At 38.1% G+C, this 17,119-nt stretch carries 14 protein-coding genes and 5 tRNA genes; 3 read left to right on the top strand and 16 right to left on the bottom strand.

All coding sequences use genetic code 11. The features are described 5' to 3' along the window. Nucleotides 1–12 precede the first annotated feature (12 nt). From rpoA2 to QZV03_RS08940, 10 genes are all read right to left on the bottom strand, one after another. Nucleotides 13–1,176 carry a DNA-directed RNA polymerase subunit A'' gene (rpoA2, locus tag QZV03_RS08985; RefSeq protein WP_394350686.1) on the bottom strand — a complete coding sequence of 388 codons (1,164 nt, stop codon included), beginning with the start codon at nt 1,174–1,176 and terminating at the stop codon, nt 13–15. Nucleotides 1,177–1,208: 32 nt separating this feature from the next. Beyond that, a complete protein-coding gene (locus tag QZV03_RS08980; RefSeq protein ID WP_296875995.1) occupies nt 1,209–3,998 on the bottom strand; it encodes a DNA-directed RNA polymerase subunit A' in 2,790 nt (929 codons plus the stop codon). Nucleotides 3,999–4,024: 26 nt separating this feature from the next. After that, the gene (gene rpoB / locus QZV03_RS08975; RefSeq protein ID WP_296876001.1) at nt 4,025–5,842 is read right to left on the bottom strand and encodes a DNA-directed RNA polymerase subunit B; all 1,818 of its coding nucleotides are present in this window, start codon (nt 5,840–5,842) and stop codon (nt 4,025–4,027) included. 516 nt (nt 5,843–6,358) lie between these two features. After that, nucleotides 6,359–7,903 carry a DNA-directed RNA polymerase subunit B'' gene (locus QZV03_RS08970; RefSeq protein ID WP_296875993.1) on the bottom strand — a complete coding sequence of 515 codons (1,545 nt, stop codon included), beginning with the start codon at nt 7,901–7,903 and terminating at the stop codon, nt 6,359–6,361. A 236-nt stretch (nt 7,904–8,139) separates the two neighbouring features. Beyond that, nucleotides 8,140–8,373 carry a DNA-directed RNA polymerase subunit H gene (locus QZV03_RS08965; protein ID WP_296875991.1) on the bottom strand — a complete coding sequence of 78 codons (234 nt, stop codon included), beginning with the start codon at nt 8,371–8,373 and terminating at the stop codon, nt 8,140–8,142. A gap of 41 nt (nt 8,374–8,414) precedes the next feature. Continuing rightward, nucleotides 8,415–8,488, bottom strand: a tRNA-Lys gene (locus QZV03_RS08960). Nucleotides 8,489–8,519: 31 nt separating this feature from the next. Beyond that, a tRNA-Asp gene (locus QZV03_RS08955) sits at nt 8,520–8,591 on the bottom strand. A 118-nt stretch (nt 8,592–8,709) separates the two neighbouring features. After that, a tRNA-Tyr gene (locus QZV03_RS08950) sits at nt 8,710–8,783 on the bottom strand. Nucleotides 8,784–8,788: 5 nt separating this feature from the next. Continuing rightward, nucleotides 8,789–8,863, bottom strand: a tRNA-Pro gene (locus QZV03_RS08945). 115 nt (nt 8,864–8,978) lie between these two features. After that, a tRNA-Thr gene (locus QZV03_RS08940) sits at nt 8,979–9,052 on the bottom strand. 117 nt (nt 9,053–9,169) lie between these two features. On the opposite strand from QZV03_RS08940, the gene thiM reads away from it, so the two are divergent. Both thiM and thiE read left to right on the top strand, forming a co-directional pair. Then, complete coding sequence (gene thiM, locus QZV03_RS08935; protein ID WP_296875989.1) at nt 9,170–10,036, top strand: hydroxyethylthiazole kinase; 867 nt, start codon at nt 9,170–9,172, stop codon at nt 10,034–10,036. Then, a complete protein-coding gene (gene thiE / locus QZV03_RS08930; RefSeq protein WP_296875987.1) occupies nt 10,033–10,653 on the top strand; it encodes a thiamine phosphate synthase in 621 nt (206 codons plus the stop codon). Before thiM ends, thiE begins: the two co-directional genes overlap by 4 nt. Here thiE and QZV03_RS08925 read toward each other — a convergent pair. From QZV03_RS08925 to QZV03_RS08910, 4 genes are read right to left on the bottom strand one after another with little or no spacing between them, the layout of a single operon-like run. Further along, nucleotides 10,650–11,867 carry a phosphoglycerate kinase gene (locus QZV03_RS08925; RefSeq protein ID WP_296875985.1) on the bottom strand — a complete coding sequence of 406 codons (1,218 nt, stop codon included), beginning with the start codon at nt 11,865–11,867 and terminating at the stop codon, nt 10,650–10,652. The genes thiE and QZV03_RS08925 overlap by 4 nt on opposite strands. A gap of 9 nt (nt 11,868–11,876) precedes the next feature. Continuing rightward, complete coding sequence (gene tpiA / locus QZV03_RS08920; RefSeq protein WP_296875983.1) at nt 11,877–12,545, bottom strand: triose-phosphate isomerase; 669 nt, start codon at nt 12,543–12,545, stop codon at nt 11,877–11,879. A 47-nt stretch (nt 12,546–12,592) separates the two neighbouring features. Then, nucleotides 12,593–13,471, bottom strand: a complete 879-nt coding sequence (locus QZV03_RS08915; protein WP_296875982.1) for a site-specific DNA-methyltransferase — start codon at nt 13,469–13,471, stop codon at nt 12,593–12,595. A 1-nt stretch (nt 13,472) separates the two neighbouring features. Further along, nucleotides 13,473–14,240, bottom strand: a complete 768-nt coding sequence (locus tag QZV03_RS08910) for a hypothetical protein (protein ID WP_296875980.1) — start codon at nt 14,238–14,240, stop codon at nt 13,473–13,475. A gap of 232 nt (nt 14,241–14,472) precedes the next feature. Here QZV03_RS08910 and twy1 point away from each other — a divergent pair, with 232 nt between their 5' ends. Further along, nucleotides 14,473–15,390: a 4-demethylwyosine synthase TYW1 gene (twy1, locus tag QZV03_RS08905; protein ID WP_296875978.1), complete on the top strand. Its 918-nt coding sequence runs from the start codon at nt 14,473–14,475 to the stop codon at nt 15,388–15,390. A gap of 46 nt (nt 15,391–15,436) precedes the next feature. On the opposite strand, the gene sucC is transcribed toward twy1, so the two are convergent. Together sucC and QZV03_RS08895 are read right to left on the bottom strand one after the other, a co-directional pair. Further along, nucleotides 15,437–16,555: an ADP-forming succinate--CoA ligase subunit beta gene (gene sucC / locus QZV03_RS08900; protein ID WP_296875976.1), complete on the bottom strand. Its 1,119-nt coding sequence runs from the start codon at nt 16,553–16,555 to the stop codon at nt 15,437–15,439. 9 nt (nt 16,556–16,564) lie between these two features. Continuing rightward, nucleotides 16,565–17,113 carry a 2-oxoacid:ferredoxin oxidoreductase subunit gamma gene (locus QZV03_RS08895; RefSeq protein ID WP_296875974.1) on the bottom strand — a complete coding sequence of 183 codons (549 nt, stop codon included), beginning with the start codon at nt 17,111–17,113 and terminating at the stop codon, nt 16,565–16,567. Nucleotides 17,114–17,119 lie beyond the last annotated feature (6 nt).

The raw sequence follows: 17,119 nt of genomic DNA, 5'->3' as shown, positions 1-17,119 counted from the left end.
TCATCTAGCCTCCTATTCATTTTTATAATCCATTTTGACACCGACAGAACCGGTACCAAGAGGTATTGGTTGTCCAATAATAATATTTTCGATGATACCTGTTAAATCATCAACTTCACCGCGAATACTTGCATGAAGTAAATGTTTACCAGTTTCTTCAAAAGCTGCACGAGCTAATACACTTGATTTTTCACCACTGATACCATGTCTTCCGATTGATTTCACAGTACCTTCTGAAGTCATGATATCTGCAACTAACATGATGTGTCTTACGTCTACACTAAGACCTTGTTCTGAAAGGGTATTTTGAGCCTCGTTAATGATAGATTGACGAGCTGCTTCAATACCAAGAACTTCACCGATTTCGTGAATGTTGTTAGTTGTGGTTCTAACGTGGTCGATACCGTCCATATCAAGGATTTCCTTAAGGTTTGATCCTTCGGTATGGATAATCCATTCTTCATCACGACGAATAATAACTTTACCGATACCTTTTATACCACTTATTTGCAAGTCACGAACTTTATCCGCTAAGAGACGAAGTTCACGAATTTCAAATTTTGAATCAGATTTATCAGATTTTGAAGAAGGGATGACAACTCTGTCACCATTAATGTCTGCCTTTTTGAAAGCCTTTTCAATAGCAGCATTAATTTCTTCCCTATCAAGTCTTTTTTCATCAATTTTTTTAGAATCCAAAACTGCTTCAACTTCCATGGTTCCATAGTTCAGATTGAAATCGGAAAGAATATCATTTATTGTACTTTTACCGATTTGGTTTGCCAGAGTTCTGACAAATTCCTCATCGTCACGTCTTTCTTCATCAAAATAGATATCCATGGTAGGAGTAGCAATTTCTTTTCTTGCGTCAACGATTTCAATAAGCCTTGGAAGACCTAATGTTACGTTTAACTCAGTTACCCCTGCATAGTGAAAAGTACGCATGGTCATCTGTGTACCAGGTTCACCTACAGACTGTGCAGCTACTGTTCCAACAGCCTCGCCAGCTTCAACGTGAGCTCGGTCATAGGCCTGTTTGAGTTTCCTGATAAGTTCAGTCAACTCATCATCAGTCAACTCATTTTTCACATAAGCTTTTGATAAATCTTCGATATAACTTTCTGGAAAATCAATGCCTAAATTTTCCTCTTCGTTCAATTTGGCAATAGTTTCCATTATCTTATTTTCTACATCATCCATAGTTACACCTACTTACCTGCCATACTTTCCATTCTAATTTCGTCAATAAGTTTATTTAAATCAGCCGGTTTACCGAAGTCTGATTTTGCAGGATCAACTCCATCCTCACCAAACATGGTTTGGATAACATTACCTTGATTATCAGTAACAAGTCCAGATGGTTTAACTTGTAAGTCTTGCAATGCATTTACTAATCTTCTCTGCATGTAACCGGATTGCGCTGTACGAATCGCTGTATCTACAAGACCTTCTCTTCCTCCCATAGCGTGGAAGAAAAATTCGATTGGGTCAAGACCTGATTTGTAACTTGAGTGCACAAATCCTTTAGCTTTAGCCCCTAACTCACCTTTCTTGAAGTGAGGTAAGGTACGGTTTAGGTAACCCCTTTCGATACGTCCACCCCTAACCGCTTGTTGTCCTACACAAGCAGTAATCTGAGTAAGGTTCAGCATGGATGCCCTAGCACCAGTACGTGCCATTACTACAGAGTGGTTTTCTACAGCCATCACATGATCATATGGGTCATCATCAGATTGTTTACCCATAGTCAAGTAGTTTTCTGCAATGCTACCAGACATGTCCCTAGCTTCCCCGAGAACCTGCATGATTTTCATCTCTAAGGTCTCTTCTAGACTTCTACCAGGTAAAGCTTGGAGATATCCTTCTTCATATGCTTCTACAAGTTTGTCTACTTCTTCCATCTTTTTCTCTAAGTGCTCATTAATACGGTCTTGAGCTTCTTCAGGAATTTCCTCATCGTTTAAGGATGTAGTAATACCTGTTTTCATGATTCCGCAGATTGCAAGGTCAGTTGACCTGTCTAAGAATTCTTTTGCTCTTCCAGGACCATATTCTTTAACGATTTTATCCAAAATCTTACCTGAGAATGAACCGTAAGCGGATTCATCAATTACCCCTTGCAATAAAATACCGTTTTTGATAACGACACTTGCGTCAGTTTCAGGGTATACAACAGGACATTTGGAAATTTCAGCACTGTATGATAAGTTTAGATCATTTGGTAATAATAATGAGAACAATTCTTTACCGGTCCACATTGCGCCTTTGTCCTTGTAGATATATGATTCTTCAATATCTGAAGGAACTTCAGCATCAGGTTTTAAATCAAGATCGGTTTTTAAAACCCATTGGCCACCTTTGAATTCAGGTAACTTAAGGTGGGATTTTCTGATAATCTGTAAAGCTTGCTCTTCTGTAAATTCAACACCGTCACGGGTTAACAAGTATGCTCCACTAATGTGGTCGTGAATAGCACCGATAATAGGTCCACCGAACCTTGGAGATAGAATGTGTTCCTGTACCCTCATCAGGGATTTTGCCTCAGCACGGGATTCATCAGTCTGGAACACGTGCATATTCATTTCGTCTCCATCGAAATCCGCATTGTATGGAGGACATACACATAAGTTTAATCTGAAGGTCTTGTATGGTAAAACCCTTACTTCGTGTGCCATCATACTCATTCTGTGAAGGGAAGGCTGACGGTTGAATAAAACCATGTCCCCATCTTTCAGGTGTCTTTCGACAATGAAACCTGGTTCCAATTGTTCAAGTATCAATTCAATGGTTTCTTCATTACGTACTCTGATTTTCCTTCCGTCAGTTCTTATAACATAATTTGCACCAGGGTGAACATCAGGACCGTTTTGGATGTACTTTTTCATCTCTTCAATGTTCCATTCGTTTACATGAACCGGTACGGTTACTTCTTTTGCAATCATTTCAGGTACACCGACCTCGTTAATACTGATGTTTGGGTCAGGTGAAATTACAGTACGTGCAGAGAAGTTTACACGTTTACCGGACAGGTTGGAACGGAAACGTCCTTCTTTACCTTTTAACCTTTGGGTCAAGGTTTTTAATGGTCTTCCTGATCTGTGTCTTGCAGGTGGAACACCACTGGCTTCATTATCAAAGTAAGTAGTAACGTGATATTGTAATAATTCCCATAAGTCCTCAACGATTAATTGTGGAGCACCGGCTTCCATGTTTTCAAGTAAACGTTGATTAATACGTAAAATATCAACTAATTTGTGAGTTAAGTCGTCTTCTGATCTCTCACCAGTATCCAGTGTAATTGAAGGTCTTACAGTTACCGGAGGAACTGGCAATACGGTCAATACTAACCATTCAGGTCTTGCCACTTCAGGGTTAACACCTAAAACAAATGAATCATCATCAGTGATTCTTTCAAGTCTTTCACGTACTTCAGAAGCGGTCAACTTGTAATCTCCTTGACGGATTGTAACAGGTTTGTCTAAAAGAATCGCTTCTTGAGGTGCACCACAGTGAGGGCAACAGTGTTTAGGGTCAACTTCTTCACCTTCTTCAGGCATGGTTTTTAATTCCCTTTTAGCAACACGATAAACTTCTTTTAGGATAGCATTTAAACTTTCACGATTATCCATAGCTTCATGGATTTTTTCTGTGAAGTATTCGATTTGTTCATCATTTAAAAGAACACGTCCACATTCGTTACAGGTAGAACGTAAAATCTTGTGAATGACATCACCAAAACCGATGTGAATAACCGGTCTTGCAAGTTCAATACTACCGAAATGTCCTTGACAGTCCCCACCTCTGAAACCACAAGTCCTACATACTAAACTTGGGTCAATAACACCTAAACGAGGATCCATCAAACCTTTTTCAATAGGGAAACCGTCGTCCTCATATGTATCAGGAGTTTCGACAGTCACAACAGACATAGAACGAATATCCTCAGGAGACATTAGCCCAAAGTTGATCTTTTCTATCTTTTTTATAAATCCTTTCAATGTATTGGCTCCTTAAATAACTGTAATTATGCTTTGTCTCCTAATTGTAATTTAGGGAAAATACATAAACTCTTAAGTTCGTCTAATAATAATTTAAATGCGTATGAGATTTCAACAGGATATGTTTCCACATCTCCACAGATTGGACAGTATTTCTTATTTTTATGCTTGTCGAATACTGCTAACATACCACAGTTGTCACAAACGATTGCTTCATATTTGTCTGATTCATCAAGAAGTCTTTCTTTTAAGGTTAATGCTGCACCGTGTGCAATAAGACAATCTCTTTCCATTTCCCCGAATCTTAAACCACCTTCACGTGCTCTACCTTCAGTAGGCTGACGTGTAAGCACTTGTACAGGACCTCTTGAACGTGCGTAAACTTTATCAGTTGTCATGTGGTGTAATTTTTGGTAATATGCAACACCGACGAATATTTCAGCATCCAATCTTTCACCGGTTACACCATTATATAAAGATTCACATCCTGCAGATTCAAAACCGTTGTCGATCAGTTGCTGCTTGATTTCATCTTCAAGGGTTTGGTTGAATGGAGTTGCGTCAACACGTTGTCCTTCAAGACAACCGGCTTTACCTGCAACCATCTCTAACACCTGTCCGATGGACATCCTGGATGGAATCGCGTGAGGGTTAACAATCAAATCAGGCACGACACCGAATTCTGTGAATGGTACGTCTTCAGGGGATAAAATTAAACCAATAACCCCTTTCTGACCGTGTCTTGATGCGAATTTATCACCAAATTCAGGTTGTCTGGTATCCCTAACTCTGATTTTAGCTAATCTTGAACCTTCAACGGTTTCAGATAAAAGAACTGCGTCAACAATACCTTTTTCACCGTGTCTTACAGTTACTGAAGTTTCTCTTCTTTTATCTGCAACGGTACCGAATTCCTCTTCTAAGAATCTTGGAGGGGATGTTTTACCAATCAATACATCACCTGATTCAACATAGGATTCAGGATTTACAACACCATCTTCATCCAAGTTTCTGTAAGCCTCTTCAGATCTGTATCCTTTGATGTTTTTGTCAGGAACTTCAAACTTGTCTACCTGACCACCAGCGTACCTTTTCTCTGAAGTGTCGTAAGCTCTGAAGAATGAAGATCTTGCAAGACCCCTTTCAAGTGAACCTTTGTTGATAACCATTGCGTCCTCCATGTTATATCCTTCGTAAGACATTAATGCTACAACAAAGTTCTGACCGGATGGTCTTAAATCATAATTGGTTGAATCAATAATACGTGTTTTAACAATAGGAGTTTGGGGATGGTGCAATAAGTGTGCCCTTGTATCGGTACGTAATGCATAGTTAGATACATATAATCCTAATGCCTGTTTTGTCATACCTGCTTCCATGGTATTCCTTGGAGAAGAGTTGTGGTCTGAAAATGGAATAATACCTGCACAGATACCAAGCATAGTAGCAGGGTCAATTTCAAGGTGAGTGTGTTCATCGTTTAACTCAGCAAGACTCATGGCAATATAGGAGTTTTCCTCTTCTTCAGCATCCAAATATTCAACAAGTCCCTGGCTAATCAAATCATCCCATTTTAATTTTCCGCTAGCAATTTTGTTTAAGTGCTCATCTTTTAAAAGAGGCACACCATCTTTAACAATAATTAATGGTCTTCTTGCTCTTCCAGGATCATTGAATATGTAAATCTCATTATTGTCTTCATAATAAGTGATGTTCATCTCGTAGGACACTTCACCGTTTCTTCTTTTTTCTCTCATTTCCTGAGTGAAATTAACTGGGTCTGCACAGTATCCTAAAAGTTCACCATTTATGTAAATTTTAGTTTGAGAAGGTTTTTCCTTAATGATTGGTCTAGGTGGAACAACTTCTATTGTTTCTTCTACCGGTTCGATTTCATCAGCTTCATCCTCTTCAACAGGTTCAATAGAATCAACCAATTCATCTTCAACAGGTTCGATTTCATCAGCTTCATCCTCTTCAACAGGTTCAATAGAATCAACCAATTCATCTTCAACTGGTTCGATTTCATCAGCTTCTTCGTCTGCAATTTGTTCACTGCCTAATTCATCAATAGTAAAGTCAAAGTCATCAGTATAATGTTCCCAACTTTTTCTTGGTTCATTTTTAGCGAAATCAGTTACAGTATCATCTTCTCTTTTTTCAGGAGTATCAAAGTACTCTTCAATTTCTTCAACATATTGATTGATTTTGTTTGCTAGTTCATCATCCAAATCTTCTAATCCTTTAAATTTTTGAATGGTTTCTACAACTTCATTGTAAGGAACTACTTGTTTAAAATCGAAATAGTAATATGCTCTTTTTAACGCTGCATTTATTTTCTTAGACAACTTTTCACCTCCCTAAATCAATTCTACATCCATAGTTTCAATAACATCTATAATTTCTTGTTCATCGGAACCTTCTGAAATGTTACACATTAAAGCCAAGTTCTTTACCAAACCACAGTTAGGTCCTTCCGGAGTTTCGTTAGGACATATTTTACCGAATTGAGTTGGGTGCAAATCTCTTGCTTCAAAGTGAGGTTGACTTCTGGTCAATGGAGATACGACACGTCTCAAGTGAGAAAGTGTTCCCATGTAACTTGTCCTATCCAGCAATTGGCTAACCCCAGCTCTTCCACCTACCCAGTTTCCGGTAGCAATAGCGTGCTTAATGTTTTCAGTTAAAACATCACTACGTACTGCCTGTTTGATTGAAAGCTCCTTACCACGTGAAAGGCTCCTTTCAAGCTGATAGCTCATGTCCCTAGTTAAGTTGGTGAAAGCTACTCTAAATAAATCTTCCATCAAGTCACCAGATACCCTGAGTCTTTTATTGGTATAGTGGTCCTTATCGTGAGGTTCTCTTTTTTGTTCGATAACTTCTAATAACATTTCAGTCATTTCTGCTAAGTAAATAGCTTTATCGTAACATCTTTCTTCTTCAGTACCCATGTGAGGTAATAAGTAACGATTTACTACATCTCTAGCACGTTTTAAACGGTATTCCTTAGGCATGTTTTTAGCTACTCTGTTACCAATGTATTTAATAGCAGCAAGTTGCAAGTATTCTCTTCTTTCATCATATGACATGCCGTCCATTTCTTTTTGATCCAGTTTTAATGATTCATCAGACACTTGCAGGTCATCCGCAATCATCATTTGGAAGTTATTATCATCAGAAATGGTAGTAATGATTTCCTCATCTGTAGATAATCCAAGTGCCCTTAATAAGATTACTAATGGAATTTCACCTGGAAGGTAAGGGAATGAAATTCTTAAGAAAACACCATTTTTACGAGGTTTTTTGTATTCTAAAGTAATTCTAGCTCTGAAACCACTCTTAATGGAAGTTACAACAGCTTTTGCATGTCTTTCTTCAGGTTCTCCTAAACGTTCAAGAATAATTTTGTTAGGAGCAATCTCTTCCATTGTTACAACAGCTCTTTCGGAACCATTTACAATAAAGTATCCTCCTAAATCTTGAGGGTCTTCATGTTTTTCTACTAATTCTTCAGGACTGAGTCCGTTGAGATGGCAAATGTCAGACTTAAGCATTACTGGTAACTCACCAATATATACTTCTTCAAGTTCATTGTCTTCTCCTTCTTCATTTAATGCCATTTCAAGGTACATGTCTGCAGAATAATTTAAGTTTCTAAGTCTTGCTTCAGTTGGATCAATTTCACTACGTGAACCGTCAGCCTCTTTATTGGATGGTTTTTCAATACGTACTTTACCAGTTTTTAAAGTGTATTTTCCATCATCTAAGGTGATAGGTTCTGTAATGTCAATGATGTTCTGAATTCTGTTGTTCACAAAATCATTGTAGGACTTAATATGGTGATCCACTAAATCATACTTATCAAAAAATGCATCAACTAATTTCCAGTTATTCTCTGTCATGGATATCCTCCAACATTACGTACACAATAAAAATAATTAACTAAATAAAAATAAAATAAACTAGGAAACCCTAATATAACTAATTCATTTAATCATTATTCTTAATTTACTCATAACTATCTCCGTTAAGATAATTCCTCTCAAACTAAGTTCAATTTATTATAATGAATTTCTAAAAAACAAAAAAAATACAGAAATTATACTATATTAAACTTCACAACTCTAAATTTATATTTTTAATCTTCTACAATCCTGTAAGTTACAAAAACTCCAGCAGTTTGACTTTCTCTAGTAATTCTTAAAACATTTCCAGGTTTAGCATCAATAGCTTTCACAACAGGATCATCAGATTTTATTTTAGGAAGATCTTTAAAATCATAATCAACATCACTAAATTCATCTGAAATTTCTTCTTCAGTCATGATTTCATGCTTTGGTACAAGCTTATGGTCTTGAATATCAATTTTCAAATTTTTTCCTCCAAATAGAAAAATAAATATAAAATTAGAAACAGGCCTGACGGGAGTTGAACCCGCGGCCGCCTGGTTAAAAGCCAGGCGCTCTGCCAGACTGAGCTACAGGCCTATATGACATATAATACTATTCAAGATATGAGCGCCCTGGCCGGGATTTGAACCCGAGTCGCGGGCTCGACAGGCCCACATGATAGCCCCTACACCACCAGGGCATCCTCAAATAGCAATTATACACTATCAATTAAGTATATTTTTCATCATATATAAATGTTATGGAAAAATCATAATTTTTAACAAAAACATATATGATTTCAAATAAAATAATTGAAATCCCGCCTGCCGGACTTGAACCAGCAACATTTGGATCTACAGTCCAACGCTCTGCCAAATTGAGCTAAGGCGGGAAGAATGGGTCCGCCCGGATTTGAACCGGAGTCTCAGGCTCCCAAAGCCCAAAGGATCGACCAAGCTACCCTACGGACCCACATACAATATGTATGTAGATGACATACTAATAATAATATAAACTTACAACTATATAAACATTACGATATTTTCAACAATATCCTAAAATGTTATAATAATAATTTTATTATAAAAGCCCCGGACGGGAATTGAACCCGCGACCACGAGATTACAAGTCTCGCGCTCTACCAGACTGAGCCACCGAGGCAATATACATAAAACTATATAACACTATACTGTCTATAAAAAGTTATTTAAATACTTTACTATAAAACACACTTTTTTCATTAAAATTTAAATAATTTGAAATTTATAATTAATAATCATGACAAAAAACGAAACCGATTTACTCAAAAAAATTGACGAAAATCTGAAAAACATTCAGGAAAAAAATGCATTAACCCACTGCATTACAAATTCAGTCACAATTAATGACTGTGCAAATGCAGTTCTTGCAATAGGCGGATCTCCTTTCATGGCAGAGGATGCCGAGGAACTTGAAGAGGTTGTAACAATAGCGGATGTGCTTGTAATAAACATCGGAAAATTAAGCAAAGACCAAATTGAATCAATGAAAATAAGTTCAAAAACCGCTAACAAAACAAACACCCCAATCATTTTAGATCCTGTAGGAGTTGGAGTGACCGAACTTAGAAACAAAACAACAATGGACTTAATTAACAATTACGATATTGCCGCAATAAGAGGAAACATTACTGAAATAAAAGCAATTGCAAAATTATCCGGAGTACTCGATGAAAGCAACACCGCAAAAGGGGTTGACGTTAACGCTGATGACATAATCACTGAAGAAAACCTAAAAGCCAATGGAGACATCATTTGCGAACTTGCAAAAAAACTGGATACCGTAATCCTTGCAAGTGGCCCTATTGACATATTAAGTGATGGAACCACCACCATTGCAATCGACAACGGAGATGACATGATGCCAAAAATTACCGGAAGCGGATGTATGTTATCCTCAATCGTTGGAAGCTGCATTGGAGGATCAAATCCATTTGAGGGAAGCCTAGTTGCAATTCTTGCAATGAACATTGCAGGTGAAAAGGCAAGAGCAAAAGTTGAAGAAAGAAACGAGGGAACAGGTTCATTCAGAACATATCTTATCGACTATCTCTACAAAACAGATAGTGAAACATTAATGAACGAAGCAAACATCAAGATACTATGAAAAATCTAGACTTATCACTCTACCTCGTCACCGACAAAAGTGATGATGTGGAAAAATTCCTAAATACAATTGAAGAGGCAATCAAGGGCGGAGTCAGTGTTGTTCAAATCAGAGAAAAAACAAAGGACACACTTGACTTTTACAATTTGGCATTGAAAGTAAAGGAAATCACTACCAAATATGATGTTCCTCTAATTATCAATGACAGAGTTGATGTCGCACTGGCAATCGATGCCGATGGAGTTCATGTAGGCCAATCCGATATGCCATGTGACGTGACAAGAAAATTAGTCGGTCCAGATAAGATTGTCGGAATTTCAGCAGCCACAATTGATGAAGCAAAAAAAGCAGAAAAAGATGGTGCCGATTACATCGGAACTGGAGCAGTATTTCCAACTGCAACAAAAGATGATGCACCAAAAATTACAAAAAAGGATTTAAAAGAAATTGTGGACTCAATAAATATTCCAGTTGTAGCCATCGGAGGCATAAATCATGACAATGCCGGCGAACTAATTGACACTGGAATAGCAGGACTATCTGTAGTAAGTGCTATAATGAGCTCAGATAATCCTAAAAAATCATCAGAAGAGCTATTAAATATTTTTAATAGCTAATCTTTACTATTTTTTAAAGCTTCAACTGCAGCCAACTCTTTACTTGCAAGCATGCTGATACAAGCTCCACCACCACTACTTAAATGGCTCATTTGGTCTGCAAGTCCAAGACCAGCGGTAGCGGCTGCAATGTGTCCTCCACCAATAAGTGAGAATCCTTCGGATTTAGCAATTGCATTGATTAAGTCTTCTGTACCCATTGCAAATTTAGGGTCTTCAAACACTCCTGCAGGACCATTGGCAAATATGGCTTTAGCTTCCCTTATCTCATTAGCATAGTAATTGATTGTTTTAACGCCGATGTCGAATATTGATTCATTAGGGATTTCCCTAAAGTCAATGTCTACACGTTCCCCATCAATTTCACATGCAACATCGATTGGATATTTAACCTTGTCACCAAATCTGTCAATCAAATCCTTTGCCTTTTCAACCATGCTTTCATATCCATGGCTTGCAATGAAGTTTCTGTTTACCTCACCGATGTCTGCTCCGGATGCCCAAAGAACAATGTTTCCAACAATACCGGTAGTCAAAACTGAATCTGCAGTACCGTTGCTTAAAACATTCTCCATAACATCAATTGAATCATCAGGCTTCATTCCACCAAGCAGGAACACACATGGATGCTGCACATTATCCAATGCATCCTGAATTACAGTCAGTTCCTTTTCCATGACTCTGCCTGCAGCGGATGGAGTGTTTACTGTAAAACCTACAAGTGATGCCTGTGACCTGTGTGCCGCTGCAAAAGCGTCATTCACAAAATAATCAATTAATGGAGACAGTTCCCTTACAAGATGGGTCTTTGACTGTTCTAGAGGAGTTCTTGAGAGAGTTTCCTCTGAGAAAAATCTTGCATTCTCCAGTAAAAGAATCTCATGAGGCCTTAATGATTTGATTGCCTCTTTTGCTGAATTGGAAAATAATGAATCAACATATTTTACCCTTAAGTTCAAAATATCGGACAGGGCTTCTGCATGTTGAGATAATGTTGTAAAATCCTTTTTTCCAGGACGTGATTGATGTGCTAAAAGTACTACTTTTGCCCCTTTGTTGGATAATTCCTTAACGGTCTGGGCGTGTAATTTCAATCTGGTATCATCCAGAATAATTCCTGAGCCCGGATCAACTGGAGAGTTAATATCAATTCTCACCAGAACGGTCTTATCCTCTACATCAAAATCATCTATTGTATTAAATTCCTTTGCCATTTTCTCACTCTATAATTTACTTACCAAATCAAGTAAAGCATCTTTTGGACTTTCGGCCTTGATGATTCCTGAAGCCAGTAAGACTCCATCTGCGCCTAAATCCATTGCTGCTTTCATATCATCACCAGTTGTAATACCTGCACCACACAATACTTTAACATCCTTGTTGATGGCTTTTACTTCACGTACTGTATCTTCAACAACTTCAGGCTGTGCCTGGGATACTGGAATTCCTGTACCTATCAATTCAGGAGGTTCAACAGCCACTGCAGTTGGAGCGAGTGTGGCTATAGCCTTTGAAGTCTCGATGTTGTTTGTACATACACAGGATTCAATTTCATTGGCCTTGCACATTTTTACAACTTCATCAATGTCTGCCAATTTCATCCTCTGTTCTGAATGATTTATCAAAGATCCGCTGATTCCAGCATCAATCAATGTATTAATCAAATTAGAACCTGTATGTCCACCAGGAGTTATCGGATCAATGTGTTGAGCAAAAATAGGCAGTGAAGTTTCTTCACTGATTCTATAAATATCTGCTGCTTGAGGAGCAGCAACCATAGTAATTCCAGATTCACTAGCAGCACTTTCAAGGTCGTGTGCCAGTTCTAAAGCTTTCAAACCACTTGATTCCAAATAAGTTTTATAATTCAATATTACAATTGGAGTGTCCATAATTATCCCACAATTTCTTTTATGATAATATTATTTATTTAACATTATTAAATAAATTTTTGATTGGAAATTCTCTTTTTTGCCAAATCGACATATTCCTGTTTAATGTCATAGCATATGTAATTACGATTATTTTGAATGGCCGCAATTGCTGTTGTTCCGCTGCCGGCAAAAGGGTCCAAAATCACATCTCCCTCATAACTATATAATTTTATCAACCTGTGAGGCAGTTCAATCGGAAATGGTGCGGGATGACCGATCTTTTTGGCATTCACCGCAGGAAATGTCCAGACACTTCGGGTCCATTCAATAAACTCATCCCTCTCGATGCTGTCCCTTTTTGTTTGGTTCTTGTCCTTGGAATAGGAATCCTTTGAAAAGACCAGAATATATTCATGGTAATCCCTCAGCACAGGATTTGAAGCCGACATCCAGCTTCCCCATGCACATGAACCCCCTCCACTTGCGGACTTGTCCCAGATTATTTCTCCACGCATCAAAAATCCCAGATCCAACATTATTTCAATTATCATTGCATGAAGAGGAATATACGGTTTTCTGCCAATGTTTGCAACATTTATGCATGCCCTTCCACCGGTCACCAGCTTTTTGTGGACTTCACAAAAGACAATTGTGAGAAGCGAAAGATACTCGTCCAGGCTCAGGTCGCTGTCATATTCCTTTCCGACATTGTATGGAGGAGAGGTTATCATGAGATGAATGCTTTCATCAGGTATTTCATCCATGACCTCACTGGATTTGCAATAAAACCTGTTCAATTCACTTTCAGGAATTGTATTTTGCCGGTATTCAATATTTTTGGGCAATTCAAAATCCTTAAAAAGTTTTGAACTGTAGAATTTCTTAGAATTATGAGACTCCCGTACAACAGATCCAAATGATTTTGTTTGAGTTTTTCTTACCAAGTTATGACCCCTTTAAGAGATTTAGGAATTTCAATCCCTTGTTTTCATAAGTTTCTTCCCGGTTTGCTATTTCTATCAACTGTCCTAATCGTTTTGGATTTTCCATTCCTGAGAAAAAATTTAAATCTTGTTTAAATAATTGGTTCAATCTCATATTTAACTCATCAACATTGTCCATTCTGATAAATCCATTTTTCACACTTCTCTTTCTGGTGTTGCCGTGGTTTAAGGGAAAGGGATTCAGTGACCAGAAGCCCTGTATTATGCCTGCATTTTTGAGATAATCCGCCTTTTTGCAAAATCCGTTTGACAATGGTGCATTGCCCAAAATTATAAACGGAATTTTTGATGCCTTTACATTGGACACCCTTATGTCAATTCCCTTTCCGATTGCCTTCAGGATGGAATCGGATCTGGTGAAACTCGGACGGCCCTGATGGGTCCTGTAATCGCCGATTTCTTTTATCGTGCCTGTTGTCTCGTCATACTGCCAGTTCCACACAAGTGACATCTTCACTTCAAAGATGAGCTTTACCTCATCAGGCATCAGGACCTTTTTGTTTGCCGTTGCTATTACTATGTCTGCTGGTGATTTGTGGGTTATTCCGATTGCGGGTATCTGTGCCTGTTGCATTATACAATACTCGTCCTCAGGCAGGATGTTTGTCAACAGGTCACATACCCACTTTTCGGTGAAGTTTCCTATTAGTGTATTTCTTGATTGCAGAGTAGATTTTGTCCCGTTATAGCCCTTGGGCCAGTAAGTCACATACCTCCCATCATCTGTCCTGTAGAAGAGCTGCTGATGGGTAGCAAAATTTTTTGATTTATCGAAGAATAATTTTTCTTGATATTTACTCCATAATCTCATAACAATTAATATTAAATTTAAACATATAAATAGTTTTATTTGTAATAAAGTAAATTTTGTTCAATAAAATCAATATTGATTTGGACTTGTAAAAATTATATAGTATAAAATTAAAAATAAATATGATTTTATGTCATTCAATAAAAGCCAAATCGAAAAATTAGAAAAAAGTGGATACAGATTCGTTGGAAAACATGGTCATGCAGCAGTCAAAACCTGCCATTGGACACGTCAAAGCATATCTGACAAGGGAGTTTGTTACAAGGAAAAATTCTACGGCATTCAGTCACACAGATGCCTTCAGATGTCTCCTGCAGTTCCAAACTGTCAACAGGAATGTGAATTCTGCTGGAGAGACCTGACATACACCCAGACAACATGGGAAGATGAAGAATATGATGAGCCAAAGGTCATAGTTGACGAAGCAATCAAGGCTCAAAACCAACTGTTATGCGGCTTTTATGGTAATGACAAGGCAAACAAGAAAAAACTGGAAGAAATGACCCAACCCACCAATGCGGCAATCTCCCTTGCAGGAGAGCCTACACTTTATCCGAAAATTGATGAACTGATAGGGGAGTTCAACAGACGTGACTTTACAACCTTTGTCGTGAGCAACGGCCAATGTGTTGACCGCCTGCGCAACCTTGAAAACGATCCCTATCAACTATACCTTTCCTTGGATGCACCTTCAAAGAAAATATTCGAAAGTGTCTGCAGACCGAGAATAAATGATGCTTGGGACAATCTAAACGAATCACTTGAGACACTGTCCAGTTTTAACTCACGTACATGTATAAGAAATACCTGCGTTCGCGGAAAAAACATGGAAGACCCTGAAGGTTATGCAGAACTGATAAAAAAGGCAGACCCGGATTTCGTAGAAGTGAAAGCATACATGTTTGTCGGTTCCTCACGTAAAAGATTGACTCTGGACAATATGCCTTCATTTGACGAAGTCAAGGATTTCGCAAAAAGGATTGGTGATGCGTGCGGTAAAGAGTTAGTTAATGAATCTGAAGTGAGCAGAGTAGTTCTGCTTCAATAATTCAGATACACAATCTAACCTGTTAAATGAGTTTTTTGAACTGAAACTATTTTCCTTCAGCTTTGAGCTCTTCACAAAGTTCAACAGCCTTTTTAGCAGCTTTTTCCATTGATGTTTCGTATGGAATTCCAGCTTCATCCAAAAGCCTTTGACCTTCTTCTTCATTGGTACCTGTCAGCCTAATGACAATGTGCACTTTGCGTTGTGCCTGCTCCAAAGCTTTGATAACACCACGGGCAACATCATCTGCCTTGGTAATACCACCCAAAACATTCAGGAACACTACTTTGACAGGATCATAATTTAGAACTATATTTAAAGCCTGATTGATGATATGCTCTGAAGCTCCACCTCCAATATCCAGGAAAGTAGCCGGTTCTCCACCGTTGAGCTTAATCATGTCCATTGCAGTCAAGGTCAAACCTGCACCGTTACCGATAACAGCAATGTCCCCATCCAATTGGACAAAGTCCACAGCCTTTTTCTTATAGTGCATTCTTTCAACCAGTTCTTGATGTCTGTACAATGAATCATTTTCAACAACAAGCTTAGCGTCAGCAGCAATTAGTCCATCAGGAGTCAATACCAACGGGTTAATTTCAGCGGTATCAGCGTCATATTTATCAAATACCTGATACAGTTTCCAGATCATATCTCCCATAGGAGAAATCAGTTCGGAATCAACACCCATTTTACGGGCAACTTCACGTGCCTCATAAGGGAGGAATTCAAGTAAAGGGTTAGGATAATATTTAATAATCTTTTCAGGGTTTGTTTTTGCTAGGTTTTCAATTTCAACCCCACCTTCCTTACTTGCCAAAATAACCGGCCTTCTGGCACCCCTGTCAACGGATACAGTTACGAAAAATTCGTTTAAAATTTCAGCTTTTTCCTCAATCAAAAGGTGTTTTACCTTTTCACCTTTGATTTCCATACCCAATATTTCATCAGCTACTTTTAAAGCTTCACCAGGGTTATTGGCGAATTTAACACCACCAGCTTTACCTCTTCCACCGGTTAAAACTTGTGCTTTTATAACTACCGGAACATCCATTTCGGAACAGACTGACATTGCCTCCTCAGGAGAGTATGCAACGTGTCCTTCCAATATTGGAATTCCTTCTTGATTAAAAATTTGTTTAGCTACATTTTCAAAAAATCTCATTTTAACACCTTATTCAACCAAAGCGTACCCCGCTTCAAAAGCAGCGACATTCTTTTCTTCAGTTCCTTTAGGAACGCTTGCCTCAATAGCCTTTATAGCTGCCTCTTTGGATATCACTTCAGTAATTTTTGTAATTGCTCCAACCATAACTATATTAGCTACAATCTTGAGTCCGATTTCATCGGTTGCAGTTTTAGTTGCCGGAGCCTCATAAACTTTAATATTATGTTCTTCAATAAAATCACGGACATCTTCAACATCTGTTGTTCCAGGATCAACGATTAATGTTCCATTGTCCTTCAAATCCACAATATATTTGATTAATGCTTCATTTGACATTGCAACCAATATATCAGGATTTTGAACTTTAGGATAGTCAACTTCACTATCGCTTATTACAACTTCACATTTGGAAGCTCCTCCACGAGCTTCAGGACCATAGGATTGGGTTTGAACAGCTTCCTTATTGTCAAAGAGACTTGCAGACTTACCTAAAATAATTCCTGCGAGGATTACTCCCTGACCACCAAAACCACAGATTCTTACTTCAGTTCTCATATTATC

Origin of the sequence: uncultured Methanobrevibacter sp., from assembly GCF_902788255.1 — an archaeon.
GTDB lineage: Archaea > Methanobacteriota > Methanobacteria > Methanobacteriales > Methanobacteriaceae > Methanocatella.
The sequence above is the reverse complement of the archived record's forward strand: the minus strand, read 5'-3'. Positions and strand labels throughout refer to the sequence as shown.